Source organism: Pseudoalteromonas xiamenensis, from assembly GCF_030994125.1.
In the GTDB taxonomy this organism is placed as follows: domain Bacteria; phylum Pseudomonadota; class Gammaproteobacteria; order Enterobacterales; family Alteromonadaceae; genus Pseudoalteromonas; species Pseudoalteromonas xiamenensis_B.
In genome coordinates this window covers 37,453-60,937 of record NZ_CP099918.1, presented here as the reverse complement: position 1 = coordinate 60,937, position 23,485 = coordinate 37,453, and the positions used below count along the sequence as shown (strand labels likewise).

Sequence of the window (23,485 nt, the reverse complement as noted above, 5' to 3'; positions counted from 1 at the left end):
TTACCCCCTGCAACCAGTAACCAAATCCGTTGTCTGCTTTTCCGTTTTTATGTCAATTGAAAGTAATCCTAGCAAGCTTCCAAAGAGTGCATCATGACTAGTTGGCTTTGCTGTAATTTCATTTAAGCACGTTCTGTCTAACTTCACATCTTTTTGATAATTATCAGATAACCAAAAAAGCATAGGTATATGAGTTTGAGAATCAGGTGCAAATGCGTAAGGTAAACCGTGAAGGTAAACACCATTTTCACCCAGTGACTCGCCATGATCAGAGACATACAGCAAGCCCGTATTTACGTCTTTTTGCTTGTCCAAAAGCTCAATTACACTGCTCAACATTGCATCGGTTTCGACTAAGCTATTGTCATAAGCGTTTATAATTTCTTGCTGAGAGCAAGTTGCAAACGTTTCATCTTCACATTCAGGTAAAAACGTTTTGTGTTTTTGTTGGCTGCGGCGGAAATAGGCCGGTCCGTGACTGCCTTGTTGATGTAATACGATAAGTGTATTTTTCTTCTGCGCTAATAGTTTTGGCAAACCGTCTAACAATAGCTCGTCAGGGCAGCCGTCTTCACATGTAACGACTTCGTAAAGTTTCTCCGTCTTAACACGGCTACATACACCTTTACAGCCGCTGTTATTGTCGCGCCAAATCACGTCAAATCCGGCGCGTTTTACGATGTCTATTACGTTTTCAGAATTTTTTGCCGTAAATTCATCGTAATCCGCTTTGTTCATCCATGAGAACATACATGGGACAGAGTGTGCGGTTGCCGTGCCACAGGAACTGACGTCTTTGAAGTTGAATACGGGTAATTGAGAAAGAGTTGGCGTGGTATTACGCTCGTAGCCGTTGAGGCCAAAGTGATCTGCACGAACGGTTTCACCTAAAACGAGTACAAAAACGGTCGGCTTTTCAGAAAAAGGCACAAACGCAACACTTGACGCAATTTGCGTGAACGTAGTCGCTTTTGGTTTCAGCTTCATTTTGACGTGAGATTTAATCGCGGAAATGGCGTTGAGCGGAGTTGCGTAGTAACGCTGTTCTTTATTCATTCTGAAGTAACCAGAAAGCGTTTGGTAGTGCATAAAGGCGAGTGTGCCGAGTAGCCCTAACACCAATAGGAAGTTACCTGTGTAAGTCAATACTCTTCTTTTCATTGACGATTTTGGGGTAGGAACGAAAAGCACCAAGGCACTAGGAAGGGCTGCATAAACAAGGAAATGGAAGAAAAGTCGAAAGTTAATAAGGTCTGCCGCTTCTTTTACATCTGTCTCAAGGACATTTTGCAACATCCCATAATCCATCATAATACCAAATCGCGTGCTGAAGTACTCAACCGAGGCGCTGATACAAATCAGCAAAATCAAACCAGGTTTAAATAGACGTCCCACACTGAATATTGTGATAAGCAGCCAATTTAACGCAAACAAAAGGAAGCCTGCAGATACAAGCACATTCTCGTTTAAATTTTGATAAAACACAGTATTGCACGTAAGTGTTATCCACATTGCCACAATAAACCGAATGACATAGCGATTTGAAAATAGGTCTTGGGCGTATTCAGTAGTGGATTTCGTTGAAGTGTTGGTTAAATTCTCTACGCCTGAGTTCATCGTTTGTGTTATTCCTATTCGGGTGTTAAACAGACTGTAAAAGCCGAAACTTAAGAAAGTCTTAAGAAACGCAATTTTTGTTTAATTCAATGCAATTTTGGTGAAGCAAGCATTGTATGGATAGGCGCTTTAAAGTCTGTATCAAACTTGAGGACAAACGTTTTAACTTATTAAAAAATGTAACTTTCTGTATTATTTACTGTAGTAGTGGATTAGAAAAAAGCACGAGTTAACGCATGAAAAATTTAGAAGCAAAAGTTCCACCTATCTATATCGTCGTCGTTTTGGGATTGCTAATGTGTGCCGTAAAGCAGGTGACACCAGTATTACACAACACAACGTGGCATATTGCGGTGGCTTGTTTGGTGTTTTTAGTTGGTGTGGGAGTTGCTGTGAGTGGTGCGGTTATTTTTAAGCTTGAAAATACGACAGTTAACCCCACCAAACCTGATACTGCATCCCATCTGGTGACACAGGGTATCTTTCAATTCACGCGAAATCCTATGTATCTAGGGATGTTGCTTGTACTTATTGCATGGGGTATTTATCTGTTTGCTCCGCTTAATAGTTTGTTAGTCATCGTCTTTGTGCTTTACATGAATCACTTTCAAATTCGACCTGAAGAGCGTGCGATGCGAAAATTGTTTGGAGAAGAATTCGAGCAGTATTCGCGTAAAGTTAGACGTTGGATATAGGAAGTGGCCAAACGGCCACTTTTACAAACTTTTTTCGGTGGTAGTGCAACGTTTGCGAAGATTAAACCTGCAACGAGTGACATAAAAATGAGGAACGTTTGCTGGCCGATGTGGTCAGAGTGCACAAAACTTTGACCTTCAATAAGCGAGTTAAGACCGATATAGGTTTTTGAGCCCGGCACTAACACGATGAGCCCTTGCATAGCCACAATAGACGCGGGTGCATTGACTAAGCGATTGAAAAAGTTACTGAACACACCAAGGGCGAATGCGCCTATGAATGTGCCAAGCGCATAATCAAAATAGAACGCTGCGCCGATACTTGCTGCATAGGCAATAAACCCCGCAGCGATTGACCAAGATGCATGACGAAGCTTGGTTCTAAATACCACGATAAGGCTGGTACATAAGGCAAAAACAGCGAGCCAAGCTGTCCATTTCGGTAATGGGTCAGGCTGGATAAATGCGGTTTGGCCGAAAATAGCAAATCCCAGTGAAATCCCCACAAAAGCGCCAAAGTACAATTTAAAGAGCAACATAATTGCATCCATAAATCGTGCAGTGCCAGAAACCAAATGACGAGCAGAAAGTTCTGCAAATGCGAGCGCCAGAGCAAGTCCGGGAATAAATACAATAATGGATGATAATACCACAAGGCGAATGTTGATTTGCGGATCGACGTAAACGCTTATCGCGCACGCAAGCAAACCAGAAACAATAGCAACCAACGGTTCAAGCATGTGCAGAACACGTTTTGAGCGGCCTGACCATAGCACGAAAATAAACACGACAAGCGAAATCAGCCCCGACCAAACAACGTCATTCCAACTGGTCCCCATCAGCATTGCAAACGCGCCACCTGACATTAAAAATGCCAAGGCATTAAACCAGCGGCTGTAAGGTGGTTTTTGTTTACTGATTTCTTCCAAGCATTTTTCAGCTTGTTCTGTCGTCAGTTCTCCAGACAATAGGCGATTGACGACATCATCGGTATCTGCCAGCGATCCTAAATCATGATCGCCCGGCTCAACTCGAGCAACGTGAGTGTATTCTTCTTCATGCCCTTCAGTCCAAATTACAAAGGTAACAGACGTTGGAGACATGACGAATGACGATTTCAGACCCAAATGCGTAGCCACTTCCATGAGGTGAGCTTCCAATCGATATGCTGGCGTGCCGTACTTGTGGAGCATTTTGCCCAAGCGAACGATGAATTTACGCTTTTGAATAAATGTTGCTGAATTCAAATCTATGTTGCCTTGCTTATAAATAAAAATAAATTGGTTATATTTTAGCTAACCATCAAATTGATGCGAATTCTATACGTATTAACTGCGATGATACACCTTTTTTACGCGTCAATTTACGTATTTAACTCATTGACACGACGAATGAAAATGAGTCGTTAACAAGAATGGTGTGTTCTTGTCTGTCTCCACTATCCGAGGATGCGAATGTTCGTTTTTTATCCTATCACTCTCTGATCTGATGATGCGCGCACTATCAGCTTTACATCCACTAAGGTACGTAAAGGCGGTGTCGATTTGTCGAGTAATTCCGAAAGTACTAAACAAGTTCTCTTGCCAATTTCATTGGCATTAATATGGACAGAAGAAAGTGCGGGAGACATCATTCGCGAGTCTTCTAAGTCATCGAAACCTACGACTTTGATGTCTATTCCGGGTTCCAAGCCCGCATTTCGAATTTCTTCAATGACTCCGTAGGCGATGACATCACTAAAGCAAACAATCGCTTCAATGTCTGGGGAGCGAGCATACAGTTCTTTAAAGGCTTCACGGCCGCCTTGTCGATTGGTTTGAGAGGGAGCAATGACCGAAGGCGTATGTTCTTTATGTAAACGCATGGCGGTATTAAAGCCAGCTAAGCGTTCATGGTAGTCTGAAATATCTTCTGTACCGCCCACAAAAGCGAGGTTTTTCATGCCTTGCGAAAGTAGATGTTCCGTCGCAAGCATCGTACCTTTTTGGTTATCAGGCAAAATGGTAGGCGCATCACTGTACTGCACTTCGCGCATGATGTTGATGACTGGAAATCCGCTTTGAATTAATTGATTAACCCAATTTTTATCCGTACCTGGGGCTGGACACATAACGAATGCGGCAACATTGTATTCTTTTAAGGTATTGACGACTTGTTTCTGGCGCTCAAACGACTCATTGGTGTTTACCAGCATCGGTAACATACCAAGCGCTCCTATGTGCTTTTCTAGTCCGATGGCGAGCTGTGCAGAATAGGGGTTGGTTAAGTCATTGATGACAATAGCGACTAGGTTGGAGCGTTTACTTCGAAGTGCTGCGGCATCTCTATTGTATACGTAACCTAGTTTTTCGATTGCGTGAAGTACTTTCTCTCGGCTCTTATCGCTGACTTTATCACTTTGTGTAAGGACCAAAGACACCGTGGATTTGGACACTTGTGCTTCTTTGGCAACATCAAAAATCGTTACTTTCTCAGGTTTGTTATTGTTATTCATGATTTTTGTTTCAAACCAACTCAATGAGCCGGCGGGTATTCATTTATTATTAACGAAGTGTATCCTATCTTTTCAGTGTACAAAAGAATCAACCAATTCTATTTAGAATATTGACTCAAAACGCACTATCGGCGTTAAAGCGAACCCATAAAGAATCAAGGTGAGCGTCGCGATTTGCTTTTCTAAGGTAGAAAGAAGTTATATTAAATGTATGAAAAGGTAGCAATTTTTTGCTCTTCTAGTATTATTTGCTGAGTTTTTCAAAACATCGAGATTAAAGTCATGTTGAAAAAGTGGTTAATGTGTTTATTGGTGTCATTTTGCGTCATTACACCAATGGCAAGTCACGCTACGGATACTGAATATCAAATGCCTTCTTCTGCTATCGCTTCGGTGGTAGATGCAAAGCTTCTTCCGACCAATGTATTGTCACCAGACGGGGCTTGGATGGCGTTATTGGACCGCAGTCGCGTATTGAGTTTGACGGATCTTACCAAACCCGAGGTTGCACTCGCGGGCGTACGTTTCAATCCTGACACTCGCATTAAAACCACAACTCGACTTTACGATACATTAGAGTTTAAGCACGTTCAGACAGGCAGTATTATTCCGCTCAATCAATTACCTGAAGGTAAAATTGCCTTTCCGAGTTGGTCGAGCAACTCTCAGTATCTGGCCTTTGTTGTTGCTGGGGACAAAGTCACTACACTTTGGCTGTACGATGTAAAAACGCGTAAGTTACAGCAATTGAGCGAACTTGCGCTCAATGCATTTATTACTGAACCCTATGAGTGGCTTCAAGATAGCAGCGGAATCGTCGCTGCTGTTGCGTCGAATCACAGTAAAACGCCTCCTGAAGCAGAAAAAGCAAAGTTGAAGCCGGTTATCCAAGAGTCTAAGGGCGAAAAAGCGCCTGTCCGCACTTATCAAAACTTGTTACAAACCCCTCATGATGAAGCGTTATTCAAATTTTACGGGCAAACACAGTTAGTCAAACTGACTTTAGATGGCCGAGTACAAGGTATTGGTCCTGCGCTGATTATTTCCGATTATGCGGTATCCCCAGACGCCACAAATTTGTTAATCGCGATGATTGATGAGCCATTTTCCTACCAAGTTCCCTTTAACCGTTTTCCGACTGTTTGGCAGATCTGGGGCATGCGCGGACACCCGCTCTATGAATTGGCCAGAGTTCCATTAGCAGAAACTATCCCGCAAGGTTTTGATAGTGTTCAAGCTGGACGTCGCGAATTTCAATGGCGAGCTGACAAAGGTGCGACGGTTATTTGGGCTGAGGCTCAGGACGGCGGTTCCATGAAGGCACAAGTGCCTTTCCATGATTATTTGTACTCAATCAGTGCGCCATTTCGTCGTGAGCCTGAGTTATTTGCGAAAATGGAATGGCGATTCAGCCATATAGATTGGGCTGACGATAATGTTGCGCTATTGAGTGAATGGCGTTTCCAAGATAGACATGTGAGAACGCACGTCGTTTCCCCGCGTAATGCAGATGAAAATCGCGTGCTGTTTTCAGAACGCAGCTATAACGACAGTTATAAAGATCCTGGCTCTTTTGTTATGACCTACAACGATTTAGGTTCAAAAGTGGTTAAATTGGTTGGTGGCCGCTACATGTATCTGGTCGCTGATGGCGCTTCGGCGCAAGGTAAACAACCTTATCTGGCTCGTTATGACATTAAAACAAACGACGTTAATAAAGTATGGCAATCAGAAGCACCGTATTATGAGCGCGTGGTTTCGGTGTTGGATGATGAAGGAATGCAATTTATCACATTGCGTGAATCAGCAACTGAGCAACCGAATTACTTCTTGAGAAACTTAACCGATAGTTCAATTACGCAGTTAACACGATACGACCACCCATATCCCGATTTTATTGGTGTGACAAAAGAAGTGATCAAATATACGCGGGAAGATGGAACACAGTTAAGCGGCACGTTGTATCTTCCTGCAGGGTATACAAAAGAAAAAGGACCACTACCAGTTTTGATGTGGGCGTATCCGCTTGAGTTTAAAGATAAGGCTGTTGCATCGCAGATGCGAGAATCGCCGTATGAGTTTAATTACATTGGATTCTGGGGGCCAATGCCTTATCTATCGAAAGGTATCGCAGTGTTTGATGATCCGAAAATGCCCATCATTGGAGAAGGTGATAGCCAGCCAAATGACCGTTTTATTCCGCAATTGGTTTCGAGCGCAAAAGCGGCGGTAGATACCTTGGTTGAGCGTGGTATTGCTGACAAGAATCGTATTGCGATAGCGGGGCATTCTTATGGTGCGTTTATGGTGGCTAATTTACTGGCGCACAGTGATTTATTTAAAACAGGCATAGCACGTAGTGGTGCGTACAATCGCTCCTTAACACCTTTTGGATTCCAAGGTGAAGAGCGCGACTTTTGGCAAGCCCAAACGATTTACGCGCAAATGTCCCCATTCTTCAATGCGGATAAAATCGATGAACCTCTGTTGCTCATTCATGGCAAAGAAGATCCAAACTCAGGTACGTTCCCAATGCAATCTGAGCGTATGTATGCGGCGCTCAATGGGTTAGGTAAAACCGCTCGGTTAGTTATGCTTCCCGAAGAAGGGCACGGATACAAAGCTCGCGAAAGTATTATGCACGTGTTGTGGGAGCAAGAACGTTGGCTTGATAAATATTTAATGCCGGAGGGCGTAAACAACGATCAACCAACGAAAGCCGTTATGGAAATCCCGGTGATACAAAATCAAGAATAAAAAAGGCCCGAAAGGGCCTTTCTTATTCTTGATATGACATTATTTAAGTGATGCTTTGATACTTATGCCATCTGAATCAATTGGTCCAAGTAACTTTAGACCTAGTATTTTGGCAACCGTTGGGTAAACATCAAGATTGTTGACCTCCGTTAATTCAAATCCTTGCTTAAATGCAGGACCTTTGGCGATAAAGATTGCGCCCATGTCTTTGGTGAAAGCATAACCGTGCATGCCGTGTTCGGTTGAGGGTCTTTTGTACTTGAATGTTCGAGGCGCGGTGGTTTCAATGAGAATATCTGCTAGGCGGCTATCGTCCTTGATACCTCGTTTTAGTAACGTCTCTTTTGACAAAACGTCGAAACGCCCTGCGCTTTTTGACATCAGTTGTTTTCTAATGTGATCAATTGAGACATTTGAGGTCGGTTTCTTGTAAAAGTGGACTTTAGTAGCGCCATTTAGTATCGCGAAATCTGTTTCCGATACACCAAGTTCCTCAACTAAAATTGCTTTTTCGGGGTCTACTTGAGACATTCCGTGGTCAGACACTAAAATGAGGTTCACGTCTAACTTAAGTTCAGCTAGGCGTCTATCGAACTGACCAATTAACTCATCTACGCGCTGCACAGCCTCTTTCGTTTCCTGCGCATTCGGTCCAAATTTATGTCCCGTAGAGTCTACTAATGAAAAATAACCTGCGATAAATTCTGGTCTTTGGGATTCTGGTAATTGGAGCCACTGTACCATTTGGTTAATGCGATTTTGATAATCACTGTGTTTAGAATAGTGATAATAATAAGATGCTGTACGTCCATTAAATCGAGCGTCTGACTCCGGCCAAAAATACGTCGCCGCTTTCACGCCCTGCATTTCGGCGAGATTCCAGAGTGGAATGCCGGATAGCCACGTACTGTCGTCAAGTCCATCCCCCATTTCATAACATTGCTCTCGTGTTTTATCGCAGAAATGATTATCTACAACACCGTGATTAGAAGGTAGCAGTCCGGTGACGATAGACAAATGATTTGGGAACGTTTTGGTTGGATAAACAGGTCGCATGAATTGCGCTCGAGTACCTTGCATCGCAATGCGTTTTAAGTTTTCAGCACCGTGCTTTTCAATGTAATCCCATCGAAAGCCATCTAACGAGATGAGTACGACCGGTGCTTGCTTGGCTGACACACTAGGAAGCCAGATTATTGTCATCAGGAGCAACAATCGGCGAAGTATATGTGCGTTACGTTTAGACATGTTTTATTAATTGTCCCTAAAAATGGTCGAGCAAGTATTCTAATTGCACAATATGTAATGAAAACGAATTTTGCTCAAAATGAGGCGAACCTACAACATTTTGAGGCAAAAGTGGCATTTCCAAATCGAACTTACTGTATCGCTTAAATGGAGGGAAACAGAAGCGTGGTTGGTTTGTGGATTCAGATTCAAGTGAGCAAAAAAGACTGCAATTACATGAATTTAAGTAAAACTAAAAGTAACTTAATATTTACAAACTCCCGAGATCTAGATCAAATTTGTATTAAATTGTAATCATTAGCGCTTGATTTGAGGAAAAATATTGTTCTAAACTGCGCACTGTAGCTGATAAGGATATAAATTTTGGTTAACTTTTGCTGTAACCAAAATAATTAAAAGAAAGGAAATCGGAATCTTTTCCGCAAACAGATGTGAATCACTTTGGCATTCTAAACTGGCGTCGTGTGTTTTGCGTTTGTTTCGTCAAGGCTAAGGCTGTGTCTAGCCTACTTTCTTTTCTAACGCTCATTTTTCAGGCGCTTTAACACATAATCGTTGTCATGAACATCATTGTGAATATTGCGGTGTAATAAGCTGTTTATTTCTTTATCACTTATGATTTTTTGAGTTTACATACTGGTTTTAACGTTGACTCAATACACGAACTCTTAATTTTGTAATAGCAAAAATAAACTCTCGGTGTTTAAAGGATTAAAATGAAACGTTTAATGACACTATCTATGTTCACTTCAGCATTATTGCTCTCAGGTTGTAGTTCAACGGAGAAAACAAACGCTTCGGAAATGGGGATGACCATACCAAGTTGGGTGACCAACCCAACCATAGAAAAAGGATTTGCAGCTTCTTCATGTGTACTGGCCTCAAACAGCTTTAGTTTAGATAAGAGCCAAGCTGCAATGCTGGCACGAGACGAAATTGCCAAACAAGTCGATACCCGCCTTTCAAGTCTGCAAGAAGCGTTTTCAAAGAAAGCGCAATTAGGAAATGAAAATCTCGTGAAGGAAACGTTTAGCCAAACGATAGCGAATTTTACTGATCAGAGCCTGCAAGGCACTGTGGTCGAGAAAGTAGATTATGCGCAAATGGGCGACAACAAAAACGTGTGCGTTCTAGTCACCCTTCCAGAAGAGAAAGCGAAGCGTCTGTTCGAGATGCTTATTGCAGAAGGCCCGACAAAACTAGACCCAGAAAACGAAGCATTGCTGTATTTAAATTTCATAAAATCTGAAAATAAACTTTGAGGTTTTTATGAATTCGGTTGTGGGCACGTCTGAGCACGGTGAAAGTAAGAGTATGTTCGCTAGATTCAAAGACAAAATTATCGTTTTGTCTTTGTCGCTAATGGCGATTGGAAATTGGTCTGATACTAAATCGATGATACAAGAAGCTTACGTTGCGGTTGTGTCTAATTTCACCAATGTGTACGAATATGAGTCACTCGCGAAAGTTAATGTGGGTAGTAATATTGACTATATTTATTCTATTTTCGGTGCCCCACAACTCATCAAACCTTCAAAATACGATGATGCAGTAACTATTAACTATTATCTCGATAAAAAATATATTTTAGCGCTACTTATCGAAGATAAAAGGGTGGTGGGATACTCCATTACGGGTCTTAAAGCTGATTTTCATCCCTATAGCCTACTGGATAAACAATCTGTTCCATCGCCAATGCGCCTTGTTGATAAATTGGAAAATCTAAACGACTTTTCAATAGACCATTTTAACGTCAAGTATTTCGTGCTTTTTGAAGATTTGGGTAAACATTATTTGTTCAATCAAATGGCCTACGGTCTTGTTGATTATCAAGGGACGAAACTAGATAAAACGTTACTCAGCGACGCTTATACACAAGCGAACTCATCGGAACCGGAAGATTCACTAACGCCCACTCTGAGTAAATTAGTTTCAAATGAAACCGTTAACTTCGTCGCAATTACCGAAAAAGCATTGCCACTTGTAGTGGATTCAATCCTTACTCAGTACGAATATCAGTTTTATTATTAGGAATTAGGCATGGTTACAAGGATTACTTTCCCATCACTCTTTGCCGTTTTATTAATGAGTGTTCCGATTAACGCTGCGACGGGTACAACGACGTCATTTGATGAATTCAAGTTAAAGCAAAAAGCGCAATACGCGCAATTTAAAACCGACTACCTTGCCAAATATGAAGCATTTAAAGCACAACTTATTGATAAATGGGGTGTTCCAGAGGTTTCGAGCAAAGATACGTTTGTGAGCTATTCGGCAGATGGCAATGCTAAACTGGTTGTTGATTTCGAGAAAGATATCATTGAAATTAGTATTATCAATGACGAAATAAAAGCACTAAACGAACAGGAAATCAAAGCGCTATTAACTCAATCGCTTAATCGCTCTCCGAATCAACTCGCCGAACTAGAGTTTTCCCTAGAAGCCCCGAAAATAGAAGCTGATAAGTTAGTGGAGGATTCAACGTTAAGCAAAATAGGCATTGAAAACCTTGAGCAGTTACACACAATAGCATCGACGGCACAAGAAATTATGCCTTCACAGTATCAAGTGAACGTCATTGAGCGGACCAACAAACGGATCGACAATCAACTTGATGAAATTGCCAATCTAGAATCACAAAAGCCACTTTCTGATGAACAAAAACAGGTGAAGACATCCATTATCGAAGATAAAAAACAACTTTCGATACAGCGTGAAAAGTTACTGATTGCGAACACGAAAACTTATCAAATCAACCGTAATCGTTCGCGTATAGAACGAAGTGCTCCATTTTTGACTGATATTCAAGAGAATGCGTCGGAGCATGGAATTGACGTAAATTTAGTGTTAGCAGTGACAGAAACAGAAAGCCATTTTAACCCTCTTGCTAAATCGAGTATTCCGGCATTTGGTTTAATGCAGATAGTGCCTGCGACTGCTGGAGCGGATGTAAATAAATTTACGCTCAAGAAAAAGGGTTTACCGGATGCGAAAACTCTTTATGAAAGTGAACAGAATCTTTTCTATGGGGCAGCCTATCTAAATCTGCTTACTCAACGCTTTTTAAATGGCATTGAAAATCCAACCAGTCGCTTATATTGCACCATTGCAGCTTACAATACCGGCATCGGCAACGTTTCAAAGGCATTTAATGGTGGCGTAAATAATCGAGTCAAAGCAATTGAACAGATCAATCGTTTATCGCATCAAGAGGTTTTCGACACTTTGCAAAAACGCACGCCAACGGAAACACAACGTTACCTGCAAAAAGTACTCGCCAGTAAAGACTACTTTGCATCGAATAACAGACTATAAAAGGAAATTAAATGAAAAAAGTAATTCTACTCTCAGCTGTAGCGGTCACATTAACTGGCTGTAATGTGACTCAAAGTGTGATGTCTACACTTCAAGATTTAGGGGAGGTGGTTTCAAGCGCGTTTACAAGCCCTCCTTTGCCAATAGAGTACATGTCACCAGCGAAACAGCAGCAAATGAACGATGTTCGTAAGCTTGCAGTGACCGATGTATCTGGAAATCAAGGGAGAAGTGTAGAAAGAGAAATGTCTGATAGTGTTGAGTCTTTATACACAAATACGGTAGTTGAAGGTCAAAACTACTTTGTCATGATTGACCGCTCTACAATAGACCGAGTTATTAAAGAGCAACGTTTTTCAACAAGTGATCTAGCAGATGCGAAAACAAGTGCGAAATTAGGCAAATTGTTAGGTGCTGACGCGATTGTAACGGCAAGTTATGCACTGTCAGATGAAACGCAACATTACTCTGAAACTCGCTCTAAATGTTCGGATAAAAAATGCAAGAATCAATACGAATACAGTGTGAGCTGCTCGACTAAACAAGTACATGCGCGCCTAACGCCGAAAGTGGTTTCTGTAGAATCCGGGCGAATTGTGTTTAATAAAAGTTACAGTGGGAATGCTGAGTCCAGCCGCTGTAACGATGATAATGAGCCACATAAAACGAAAGAAGAGTTAAGGCAGTCGGCAGTTCAAGTTGCGTTTGCTGAATTGCGCAAAGATATTGCTCCTCACCGGGTGGTGGTGTCACCTGATTTAATGGAAAGCGACAATTCAAAAATGCCCAAAGAAGCGAAAGCAAAATTAGATAAAGGTATCGAATTTGCTGAGGCTAAGTGGTATGACGAAGCATGCCAGATGTTTGCTGACGCACAATCTATGTACAGTGATTCATTGGCGCTTTTATATAACAACGGCTTATGCGCAGAGCGAAATGGGGAACTTGACGTAGCAAAAGCGTTCTATAAAAAAGCGATGATGCTTGACATCGATCCAAAGGACTTAGAAGAAACACGTACCGCAATTCGTCGAGTTGATGAGCGCAATCAATTTGATGTGGCGTTAGCAGAGCTTAAAGAATCAGGACGTCTGTAATGAAGTTTAGCTTCATCTTAGTAGGGATCATAGGATCCCTACTTTATCCATCAAATGTGAAAGCTGCATGCGGTTGTATAAATTATTTTGAGCAACAAGCAAAACCAGACTGGATTGACACAGAGCAGTCAGGAAACGGCCAATTTAAAACATTTGGCATCGCGCGCTGTACAGGTTTGAAGCAGATAGATCTCAAAAAAGCGAAGCAGTCAGCAACAGAATCACTAGCCGTGTTACTTGAGACAACGGTGCAATCAAAAACAGAACTTGATCAACTAAAAGAAAATAATGTAGCACTCAGTCGAACAAAAAATAAGGCACGTTTTGAGAGTAAAGCAATTATTAAAGGGGCAACAATCTACGATAATTGGATTGACAGCGAACGATGCTTAGTTTATTCGGCTATTGTTGTTTCTGAGGCGGATATTAAAAATGCACTGCAAGCAGAACGTGAATCACAAAATCAACGATTGAAGGCGCAAACTTTCTTTGTAAAAAACAGCGAGCCTCAACTCGATTATCTTGCTCATCTAACATTAACCCAATTGAGTGATTTGGGATTAATGACAACTGACAAGTTAACGAAAGCTACTGTGGTTATTGATATCACAGAGGCAAGCAAACCATCGTTTCGTCGCCGTAGGGCAGATGTGATTGTGTCTATCCGATTGATCAATGTAAAAAAAGATGAAATTTTTAAGCAAAATATTCTTAAAGGAAAAGGAATTTCATTTCGAAATGAATCAATGGATATCTTAAGTGAACTTGCGTTTGATGATGTGAGTGAACAGTTTGGTACGGTACTTAAAAAGAATTTAGACGTAAAGTTGTAAACGCGACTGCGACCTTTTAACTAAATGTGGCCAACAAGTTTGATTTAAGTGCAGACAGAAATTTAGCTCGCAATATCATTGCCTACTGTCTTACTTAGCCTTTTCTATTTTTATTACATTTGTTCACAAAGTGCGCAATGGATTCATTCTCCCTATATATTCCTCTCATTTGCATTATTTAGATGCTAAGGAAACTATACCTGAATATATCAATTCGTATATGGCTAACCTGTAGATATAGGTTGTCCATTTAGGAGTTGGCCAGATGAAAATGCAAGGTTGATTAAATGTTAATCTGTTGGTATCTATGTTGTACCCAATAAATGGAGATACAACATGAAAGGTAAACATTTAAGCAAAGTTTTGTCCGTTTTAGTCGTGGCGTCAAGCAGCGCATTGGCAGCAATTCCCTACAAAGATCAGTCCTATTTTTTCACTCAGCCAAATGGTGAAAAAGTGGAAATCGTGCTTAACGGCAACACCTACGTTGCAACGCAAACAACGACCTCTGGATTCCCAGTAATCTATGATGAGAAGCTGAAAGGGATGACTTACGCGAAACTTTCAAAGAACGGTGAAGCGTACATATCAAGTGGTGTATTGGTTGCCAACAAAACGTTACAGAATAAGCGTTTAGAAGCTACATTCGGTGAGAGAAAATCCCTGTCGCGCGAAGCGGTCATTGAGCAGTTGAGTAAAGCGAAAACGGAGTTTTTGGGAACTTCAAGCGAACGTAGTTCACCACTTGCAATAGACGGTAATGTAAAGGGGTTGACGATCATTATCGATTTCCCAGATTTACGTGGGACCATTAGCAAATCCCAAGTAGAGTCTTTCTTAAATGATCTGAATTACGCCGAATTCGGCAATGCGCAGTCTGTTCGTGGCTATTTTCGTGAAGTCTCAGGTGGAAAACTCGATTACACCAACACGGTTACTGCATACTACACTGCAAAGAAAAATAAAGCCTACTATGCAGACAGCAGTTTGAGCTCGACGGTGCGTTCTCAGGAACTAATATCGGAAGCATTAGCTTGGCTTGAAAACACGCAAGGGTTTGATTTTTCAACGTTAACGGTGGATAGCAGCAAGCGTATTCGAGGTTTAAACGTATTTTATGCTGGTGCATCAGACAGTAGTTGGTCTAAAGGTTTGTGGCCACACATGGCGCAGTTGAGTCCAAGATTCTGTGCTGATGGAGTATGCACCGATCGATATCAAATTACCGATATGGGTAGCAGTCTTGCCATCGGTACGTTTGTTCATGAATCCGGGCACTTGATTACCAACTGGCCGGATCTATACGACTATGACGGATCTTCAGAAGGTTCTGTTGCCAGTTTCGGTGTTATGGGGTTTGGTGCAATCGGCGCGACCAATCGCTTCAATCCAACACCTCCTGTTGCCCCATTGCGAGATAAAGCAGGTTGGGACATAGTGACGGAGCTTAACCCGAGTATTAACCGCAATGCGCCTTTAGGCCAAGTAAGCCATACATCTGGAACAAACACGTCTTACAAATGGACTAACGAAAACAACGCGACAGAAGCATTTTATATAGAAGCTATCCACAAAAGTGGTCAAAACGCTGAACAACTTGATCAAGGTCTCGCTATTTGGCATGTCGACCCAACAGGTTCTAATTCTGATGAGTGGCACCCATACATTCAAATGGAACATGCCGATGGCAATCGTGATCCTGAAAACAAACGTAATCGTGGTGATAGCACGGATTTATTTGATGTGGCTGGTGAGTTTTCCGATACGTTACCGAATGCGTTATCAAGTAAGGGGACGAACGCAAAATGGTGGAGTGGGAAAAATTCGGGCATGTTGATTGATAAAATATCTGATCCAAAACCAACAATGACGTTCAATGTTGATTTAGTTGGAGCTTTGCCTATTGAGGAATATCGAGGTTACCTTGACAACAAAGGTCAGGCAATTGAACCAAATGGCAATTGGTTTCAGTATGCTGGCGGTAGCATTTCGTTGAACTTAGAAGGGCCAACAGGTGCGGATTTCGACCTAAAAATTGAAAAATGGGTAAATAGTGCATGGCAGCAAGTTGCCGTGTCAGAGTCTGCAACTTCCAGTGAGTCCATAAATTACACTGCATCAAGTGGTTACTATCGAGTTATTGTTTATTCTTACTCAGGTTCGGGCAACTATGTTCTAAATATGACCCGTTGATTTCATGACTAAGAGCAACGCGTCATTTTTTATAAGGGAATAAACGTGTTGCTCTTCGCGCATTTTTTACTAAGAAGCTAACGGATTTGAACGTAACTACTTTGATTAACTGGGTTGTTTCGCCGTAATCGAGCTACCCAGTGAAGCTATGATAACCATTAAAATCGCAAGCCATTGCCAAAATGAGAGTATCTCGCCCAGAATAAGTAAGCCGGCAATGGCGGCAATCGCAGGTTCAAGGCTCATCATGATACTAAAGCCTTGAGCAGGCATGTTGCGAAGCGCAACCATTTCTAAACTGTAAGGTAGTGCGCTTGATAGAACACCAATCATGATACCAAGCGGGATAAGATCCCAATTTAATAATGCACTGCCTTGCGATACGACGCCAACCGGAACGAGGCAAATAGCGGCTATGCTCATACCAAGTGCAACAGTAGTCCCACCAGAACCTTGATTTCCAGATTTCTTGCCAAACAAGATATATCCAGCCCAACATGCTCCTGCGCCAAGCGCCAAAATCACGCCGATTGGGTCGAGACCGTTTACATTTGACATATCTGGTAACAGTAGCAGTATCCCGACAATTGCGAAAATAACCCAAAGGTAGTCTCGTTTCCGCTTAGATGAAAATAATGCAACGGCTAAAGGACCTGTGAATTCGAGAGCGACACCAATGCCTAGGGGAATGCGCTCAAGCGCAAAATAGAACATGATGTTCATACCACCTAAGCATAAGCCATAGACGATAACGGAACCCCATTGCTCTGGCAATTTACGCCAAGGTCGAAAAACTAAGCATAAAATCAGCGCCGAGAAACCGAGTCGGTAAGCTGTCGTACCTTCAGGGCCAACTAACGGGAATAGTTGCTTTGCAATAGACGCGCCGGATTGAATCGTAATCATGGCGCATAACAAGCAAATAAAAGCAAAAACAAAATCGCGATTAAAGACCATGATAATCCCATTAAGCACAAAAGAGCGGCTAGTCTAATGTGCTTGAAAGCGCAGAACAATCAATAATTGTATACTTTATTTTATGCATACAAATTAGTGTTTATCTATTAACTTTAGTTTAAAAAAGTACTCAATCTTGCAAATTTTCAACCGCTAAATAAGCTTCCCATGCCACTTCATTTCGGGCCATTGCTTTGTGAAGTCTCGAGCGCTTATGCGCAGATTTGTCTTGTTCATTAAAGAATTCACCGACTCTACACATAGTGCAATATTGCTCGCCCAGATATTCAGGTACTTGAAGCGAGTGGTTTTCACTTAATTCAGTTTTTGAGGACCAGACATAGGTGATACCAGAGGTATCTTTGACGTGTTTATCTCGGTCTACGTTGCGAATTTTATAGTCTGGAAAAAGTTCGATATGAAAAGGACTGCACCCCAAGTAATGGTAGTTTAGATTGCTAATTAATGAACCTTCTAAATTCCACTCACGATAAGGTTTAACATCTTTTGATGTAATGTAGCTTAGCATTGGGCCGTTTGGATCGAGAGCATATTGTTGAGAATGATGAATAAACTTTCGTAATAAAATCCGATTAAGCGTATTCACAGAATATGGCGTACTTTCAAAGGCTTCTTTGGAAGTGAAAGAGGGGATTAACGGGAATTGAAAAATCACGACGTCAAACGTTCGAGCGAGCTTCGCCCAACATGTTGTATCTGTTACATCGAATTCGAAGTAGACAGGGACTTGAGCATTGTGTAAATCATCTATGGCATGTTGTTCGTATTTGTTTCTCAGCGTTTCTTCACTGTCATAAACGGATGCCACCAGTGACAAGTCTGGATAATTCATTTTTAACGCGCGGGAGAAGGTTAGATCACCGTCACCGACAGTGAGGACGCGCCAAGTAGGATTGATATGCATGTTTCAAACTAACGAGTATTCTTGGCGCTATTGTATCAGATGTATCCGTTTAACGACCAGCGTGAGCCAGTTCGTCTAATAAGTGCATGACATCGGCACTTGCTTGTTCCATCTTGTTAAGTTCTTTTACTGCACCTTGTTTGTTGCCAACACGGAACAGTTTCATCGCTTCTACACCTGCTCTGTGAACTTCTTTGTGAGGCGCATCAAGTCGTTTGAATGCAGACAAATCAGAATAGATTTTAGAGCCTTCGGTTTTCATCCACTGACCTAATCGACACATTGTATGGTCGCTAAACTCTTCAGGTTTTGTGCGGCTTTTACCGAGCAATTGGCTATACACTTCACCCTTCCAGACTACATGGTCGAGTTTTACGGTTTGAATAAACGTTAATCCAGACGCTTTTTGGATAGTGCCTTTCATGCTTTTACAACGATCGACAATCACATGATATTCATCATTGAGATGGGCAATGCTTGATGAAAGTTGCTGGTTTGACCCTTGGATGACGGACACGGCCTCAACGGTATGCTGCGTCGTACTGATTATTTTTTTTACAAGGTCGGATACTTCGTTCGCAGATTCGTTGGTATTGTTTGCAAGTGCACGAACTTCGTCGGCAACGACGCTGAATCCTCGGCCCGCTTCACCAGCACGTGCGGCTTCAATTGCTGCGTTTAAGGCCAACAAATTGGTTTGATCTGAAATTTTAGAAATGGTGGTTACGAACGTATTGATGTTGTCAGCCATTTGCGAAAGACCGGATATATTGGTGGTCATACCGCCCATGTTTGTCGACAACGTATCCATCCCACCCAAAATGTCTTTCAGTGAGTTTTCAGATTTGAGGAAAGATTGGTTGACGTAGTTAATAGCTTGGCTTTCAGTACTAATTTCTTCAAAACTGTGTAAAACAGACTCACGAATACCGTGAATTTGAGCCAGGCCGTTTAAGGCAGACTGGAGTAGCTGATTGTCCGTATTGTCGTTCAATAGCGTTTGTTGATGAATGAGTTCTTGTTTTAGTTCTTCGTTTTCCGACTCTAGTTTAGAAAGTTTGTTCTCTGCTTGTGCTAAGCTTTGTCTTAATTTTGTGACTTCTTGCTCGAGCGCTTTGTTACTAAATAATTGACTAAACACAGGCTTTCCTCTGTTGGGATAATAACTATAGAGTATCAGTGGTATGTCACTTAAGCCAGCTAATGCCGTCTTGAAGAACGAAATATTTTATGTGATTTGTCTTTGTACATTTGTAGGTCTGCAAGATTTAGTAAGGTATCAGCAGAAACGTTTGCGCGCAGTTCGACAAACCCAATACTTGCTCCCACAGAAAAAGGTTTTAGCTCGTTTAGTAGCTTCTCGCGCCATTGTTCGGTGACGGGTATAGAAGGGCCGAACGCGACAAACTCATCGCCTCCTAATCGGAAACAGTTTTCAGCACCAAACTCCATACTAATTGCATGAGCAAACAGCTTCAGAATGTTGTCACCTACTAAGTGCCCATGTTTGTCGTTGGCTGTTTTAAAGTTATCAAGGTCAAAGTAATAGAGTTGGCTGTGTGTTTCTTGCTGGGTCTCAAAAAACTCAAAGCAAGCTCGACGATTGCCGAGAGAAGTAAGTGGGTCATGATAGGCTTCAAAAAGCAGCTTTTTCTGTAGAAGTTCTTTCTCAGCCATTTCTTGATTGATTTGCTTAATTAAATTGTGCTTATGTCGAAGCATATGCAACATCGCTACTCCAATCATAATAAAACCCGCATTCTTAATGGAGGTGTCGATGATGTTGAATATTGCGAAGGAATCTTCAAAAAACTCATCAGCGATGTCTAATATCATACCAAAGCAAAAAAGCGCCCAACCAGAAAGAAAAAGAGGCGAAGTTCTATTGGGGTAGTACTGTGCTAACAAGGTTAAAGCCAAGCAAAACCACAGCATTTCCTCGATAGATTCGTAAAAAGAATGGGCTGAAGTCCACACTGTGATTGAGAAGGAAAATCCAATAATCCAAATGAATGCGATTAAAACAGGATGGCGCATTGGCAAGAAATCGAAATTAATTTACTTAAGCGTAGTCAAAGATAAAAACATTGCTATCTGAAAAAGGTGACTAACAAACACAACAGACGTTAAAACAACGCGCATTTTTCGATAGTCGGGATAATAGTCAGGCCAAAGAGGTGAATACTTTTCAACGAGTAGTACGACCCAAAACGCAGCACTTAAATAAATTAACACCATTAAAGGACTCGCTAAGGCGAGTAGTGGGAATGGAATGGTGACGGCAACGGTTAACCAAGCGGATACTTTAGATTGTGCACCTGGCCGCCATATTGAGCCAGCCATGAATGCTAGAATCCCCATGCTGTAATATGAAAACATGTTGATAGCCGTGGCATCGGCACCTGTAAATAATTGCCATGCGACAAAAAATAGAAAAGGAAGAAGGCCTAGATACCCCATTTGAATGTGATTGAAAAAACGTTCCATAGATAGCTCCGATTAACCCTCGTTAATTTTCATTGATTTATCGTCAATAGGCAAACGACTTGATTATCTATTTACCTTCCAAAAAATCGATTGAAATAATCTAAACAATCAATTTTATCTCTTTAGAGATTCAACGTATCTTTATCACATCGAAAGCGAACAGCGAAAACGAAAGTAAAAACTGCTCGCACACTTAATCAGTTAAATTAATTACAAGTGAGGAAAACCATGACTTCATTAATCAACACAACTATTAAACCTTTCAATGCAACGGCTTACCACAACGGTGAATTCCTGCCAGTGAGTGAACAAAATCTACTCGGTAAATGGTCAATCGTGTTTTTCTACCCAGCGGACTTCACCTTTGTATGTCCTACGGAATTAGGTGACCTTGCAGATCACTACGAGCAGCTTCAAGGCATGGGTGTTGAGGTGTTCTCTGTATCAACAGACACACACTTTACACACAAAGCATGGCACGACGCGTCAGACACAATTAAGAAGATCCAATTCCCAATGATTGGTGACCCAACAGGGCGTATCACTCGCAACTTCGGTGTGATGATTGAAGAAGAAGGTTTAGCGCTACGTGGTACGTTTGTGATTAACCCTGAAGGTGAAATCAAGGTTGTTGAAACTCATGACCTAGGCATTGGCCGCAGCGCGAAAGAATTAGTACGTAAAGTACAAGCGGCACAATATGTTGCCAACCACGACGGTGAAGTTTGCCCAGCTTCTTGGCAACCGGGTGATGAGACATTAGCACCATCACTAGACCTCGTTGGCAAGATCTAAGCGTTTAAACAAAAACGTTAAGCAAATAATGGTGGTGCTCTATGAGCACCACACCATTCACAGCAGTTGAGACTAAATCTATGTTAGATAACAACATTAAAAATCAATTAAAAAGCCACTTTAACTCGCTATCTGACCCAATTGAATTGGTCATTGCTGTCGATGAAGGCAAAAAATCACAAGAGTTAAAGCAATTAGCCAACGACTTAGCGTCACTCAGTTCGCTGATTACAGTGAAAGTAGCGACGCAAAACAAGCGTATACCGTCTATGACGGTAACAAGCCCAGCTCGCAAGACTGAAATTACGTTTGCGGGTATCCCAATGGGCCATGAATTTACCAGTTTGGTGCTCGCACTATTACACAGTGGCGGACATCAAGCGAAAGTGAGCGATGAAGACAAATCGTCAATCGCAAGCTTAGAATCAGAATTGAATTTTGAGATGTATATTTCATTGAGTTGCCAAACCTGTCCTCAAGTCGTTCAGGCGATTAACTTGATGGCGGCTCTGAATCCAAATGTGAAAGCCACTATGATTGATGGCGCACTGTTTCAAGACGAGGTCAGTGCGAAAAACATTATGGCGGTGCCAACGGTATACCTAAACGGAGAACTGTTTTCACAAGGCGGCATTGGCCTGACTGAGATACTGAATAAAGTAGACAAAAATGCGGGCGCAAAACAAGCTAAAGCATTAAATGACAAGCAGGTATTCGATGTATTGGTTATCGGTGGTGGCCCTGCGGGTTCTGCAGCATCGATTTATGCGGCGCGTAAAGGGTTAAATACTGGTGTAGTTGCCGAGCGGTTCGGCGGGCAGGTTTCAGACACTGTGGGGATTGAAAACTTTATTTCGGTCAAAGCCACCGAAGGCCCCAAATTAGTCGCGCAGCTTGAAGAACATGTAAAAGACTACAACGTTGATATTATGAAAAGCCAGCGTGCGACCTCGCTTAAACGCGGTGAACACGTAGAGATCGGGCTAGAAAATGGCGCGGTATTGAAAGCCAAATCAGTCGTATTGGCAACCGGCGCACGTTGGAGAACGATGAATGTACCCGGCGAGCAAGAATACAAGGGCAAAGGTGTCGCGTTTTGTCCACACTGTGACGGCCCGCTCTTTAAAGGTAAACCGGTGGCGGTGATCGGTGGTGGTAACTCTGGTATCGAAGCGGCAATTGATCTCGCGAATATCGTATCGCACGTTACCGTATTGGAATTTGCCGATACGCTGCGAGCGGACGAAGTGCTTATTCGTAAGGCTAAGAGTTTGCCAAACATTACGATTATTAAAAGCGCGCAAACAACAGAAGTACTGGGAGACGGTAACAAAGTCACCGGTCTTGTATATAAAGACAGAACGACCGAAGAATTAAAAACCGTGGAACTTGCGGGTATCTTCGTACAAATCGGGCTTGTTCCAAATACTGACTGGTTAAAAGACAGTGGTATCGAGTTAACGCGTTTTGGTGAAATAGTGATCGATGCGAAAGGTGCGACATCTATTCCAGGAATTTATGCCGCTGGTGATGCAACCACGACACCATTTAAGCAAATCATCATCGCGATGGGCAGTGGTGCAACCGCAACACTCGGTGCATTCGACTACTTAATTCGCTTGGGCCAAGAAGACAACAACCAAGCCGCATAAGAATTCATTGCTAATACACCCAAAAGCAATGCAAAGCCACACTCCGGTGTGGCTTTTTTATGTTCAGGCCAAAGTAAAAGGCGTTATTAAAGTGATTGAATTACATGGAGTAAGGCAGTTTTTTAGCAAAGTTTCCAACGAGGAATAGGTAATGTAAATAACGTCAAAAAAGGTGTCGCAACCTTTGTTGTTCTTCAAAGGCTACGAAAACCCTAACTAGAAAATAGAAAAAAGGGGCAACAGCCCCATTGAGACTCACTGGGTTAAAACGTGTCTGTATTTCAAAACGAGTTGAGTTGATAACTCGAGTTTTCCTTTCGAGTCTTAAAATTAGCTGATCCATTTCATAAGTCAAACACAAAAAACAAAAAATTTACAAAAAAGTAACGTTGAGGTGGAATCGCATAGTTTTACGAATCT

Annotated in this window: 18 protein-coding genes and 1 pseudogene; 10 read left to right on the top strand and 9 right to left on the bottom strand. The window is 41.9% G+C overall.

All coding sequences use genetic code 11. The features are described from left to right. Complete coding sequence (locus tag NI389_RS17395; RefSeq protein ID WP_308362661.1) at positions 1-1,617, bottom strand: phosphoethanolamine transferase; 1,617 nt, start codon at positions 1,615-1,617, stop codon at positions 1-3. Positions 1,618-1,853: 236 nt separating this feature from the next. Between NI389_RS17395 and NI389_RS17390 the strand changes: the two genes are divergently transcribed. Next, complete coding sequence (locus NI389_RS17390) at positions 1,854-2,312, top strand: methyltransferase family protein (protein WP_308362660.1); 459 nt, start codon at positions 1,854-1,856, stop codon at positions 2,310-2,312. Between the two features lie 29 nt (positions 2,313-2,341). On the opposite strand, the pseudogene NI389_RS17385 reads toward NI389_RS17390, so the two are convergent. Further along, a pseudogene (locus tag NI389_RS17385) lies at positions 2,342-3,559 on the bottom strand (threonine/serine ThrE exporter family protein); the annotation flags it as partial. Between the two features lie 218 nt (positions 3,560-3,777). Beyond that, the gene (locus NI389_RS17380; protein ID WP_308362659.1) at positions 3,778-4,806 is read right to left on the bottom strand and encodes a LacI family DNA-binding transcriptional regulator; all 1,029 of its coding nucleotides are present in this window, start codon (positions 4,804-4,806) and stop codon (positions 3,778-3,780) included. Positions 4,807-5,088: 282 nt separating this feature from the next. On the opposite strand from NI389_RS17380, the gene NI389_RS17375 reads away from it, so the two are divergent. Then, on the top strand, positions 5,089-7,563 hold the full coding sequence (locus tag NI389_RS17375) for an alpha/beta hydrolase family protein (RefSeq protein ID WP_308362658.1): 2,475 nt from the start codon (positions 5,089-5,091) through the stop codon (positions 7,561-7,563). A gap of 39 nt (positions 7,564-7,602) precedes the next feature. Here the strand turns inward: NI389_RS17375 and NI389_RS17370 are convergent, their stop codons facing one another. Then, positions 7,603-8,811, bottom strand: a complete 1,209-nt coding sequence (locus NI389_RS17370; protein ID WP_308362657.1) for an alkaline phosphatase family protein — start codon at positions 8,809-8,811, stop codon at positions 7,603-7,605. 716 nt (positions 8,812-9,527) lie between these two features. Between NI389_RS17370 and NI389_RS17365 the strand changes: the two genes are divergently transcribed. The 6 genes from NI389_RS17365 (at position 9,528) to NI389_RS17340 (ending at position 16,249) form a co-directional block, all read left to right on the top strand. Next, positions 9,528-10,073 (top strand): hypothetical protein, encoded by a 546-nt coding sequence (locus NI389_RS17365; RefSeq protein ID WP_308362656.1) that lies wholly within the window; start codon positions 9,528-9,530, stop codon positions 10,071-10,073. Between the two features lie 7 nt (positions 10,074-10,080). Continuing rightward, positions 10,081-10,842, top strand: coding sequence for an ETEC_3214 domain-containing protein (locus tag NI389_RS17360; protein WP_308362655.1), 762 nt, complete (start codon positions 10,081-10,083; stop codon positions 10,840-10,842). A gap of 9 nt (positions 10,843-10,851) precedes the next feature. Beyond that, entirely contained in the window at positions 10,852-12,126 is a 1,275-nt protein-coding gene (locus tag NI389_RS17355) for a transglycosylase SLT domain-containing protein (protein WP_308362654.1), read from the top strand. A gap of 11 nt (positions 12,127-12,137) precedes the next feature. Further along, on the top strand, positions 12,138-13,223 hold the full coding sequence (locus NI389_RS17350; RefSeq protein WP_308362653.1) for a CsgG/HfaB family protein: 1,086 nt from the start codon (positions 12,138-12,140) through the stop codon (positions 13,221-13,223). Next, positions 13,223-14,056: a hypothetical protein gene (locus tag NI389_RS17345; RefSeq protein WP_308362652.1), complete on the top strand. Its 834-nt coding sequence runs from the start codon at positions 13,223-13,225 to the stop codon at positions 14,054-14,056. The genes NI389_RS17350 and NI389_RS17345 overlap by 1 nt, the downstream gene beginning before the upstream one ends. 336 nt (positions 14,057-14,392) lie before the next feature. Next, a complete protein-coding gene (locus tag NI389_RS17340) occupies positions 14,393-16,249 on the top strand; it encodes a M6 family metalloprotease domain-containing protein (protein ID WP_308362651.1) in 1,857 nt (618 codons plus the stop codon). Between the two features lie 105 nt (positions 16,250-16,354). Here the strand turns inward: NI389_RS17340 and NI389_RS17335 are convergent, their stop codons facing one another. The 5 genes from NI389_RS17335 to NI389_RS17315 all read right to left on the bottom strand — a co-directional run bounded on the left by NI389_RS17335 (position 16,355) and on the right by NI389_RS17315 (position 20,618). Continuing rightward, entirely contained in the window at positions 16,355-17,206 is an 852-nt protein-coding gene (locus NI389_RS17335) for an EamA family transporter (protein WP_372588641.1), read from the bottom strand. 130 nt (positions 17,207-17,336) lie between these two features. Continuing rightward, positions 17,337-18,131 carry a class I SAM-dependent methyltransferase gene (locus NI389_RS17330; RefSeq protein ID WP_308362650.1) on the bottom strand — a complete coding sequence of 265 codons (795 nt, stop codon included), beginning with the start codon at positions 18,129-18,131 and terminating at the stop codon, positions 17,337-17,339. Positions 18,132-18,180: 49 nt separating this feature from the next. Continuing rightward, complete coding sequence (locus NI389_RS17325) at positions 18,181-19,272, bottom strand: methyl-accepting chemotaxis protein (protein ID WP_308362648.1); 1,092 nt, start codon at positions 19,270-19,272, stop codon at positions 18,181-18,183. 59 nt (positions 19,273-19,331) lie between these two features. Then, positions 19,332-19,967 carry a GGDEF domain-containing protein gene (locus NI389_RS17320; RefSeq protein WP_308362647.1) on the bottom strand — a complete coding sequence of 212 codons (636 nt, stop codon included), beginning with the start codon at positions 19,965-19,967 and terminating at the stop codon, positions 19,332-19,334. Positions 19,968-20,189: 222 nt separating this feature from the next. After that, complete coding sequence (locus NI389_RS17315) at positions 20,190-20,618, bottom strand: DUF3429 domain-containing protein (protein ID WP_308362645.1); 429 nt, start codon at positions 20,616-20,618, stop codon at positions 20,190-20,192. A gap of 228 nt (positions 20,619-20,846) precedes the next feature. On the opposite strand from NI389_RS17315, the gene ahpC reads away from it, so the two are divergent. After that, on the top strand, positions 20,847-21,413 hold the full coding sequence (ahpC, locus tag NI389_RS17310) for an alkyl hydroperoxide reductase subunit C (protein WP_308362644.1): 567 nt from the start codon (positions 20,847-20,849) through the stop codon (positions 21,411-21,413). Positions 21,414-21,493: 80 nt separating this feature from the next. Next, positions 21,494-23,065 (top strand): alkyl hydroperoxide reductase subunit F, encoded by a 1,572-nt coding sequence (gene ahpF / locus NI389_RS17305; protein ID WP_308363474.1) that lies wholly within the window; start codon positions 21,494-21,496, stop codon positions 23,063-23,065. Positions 23,066-23,485 lie beyond the last annotated feature (420 nt).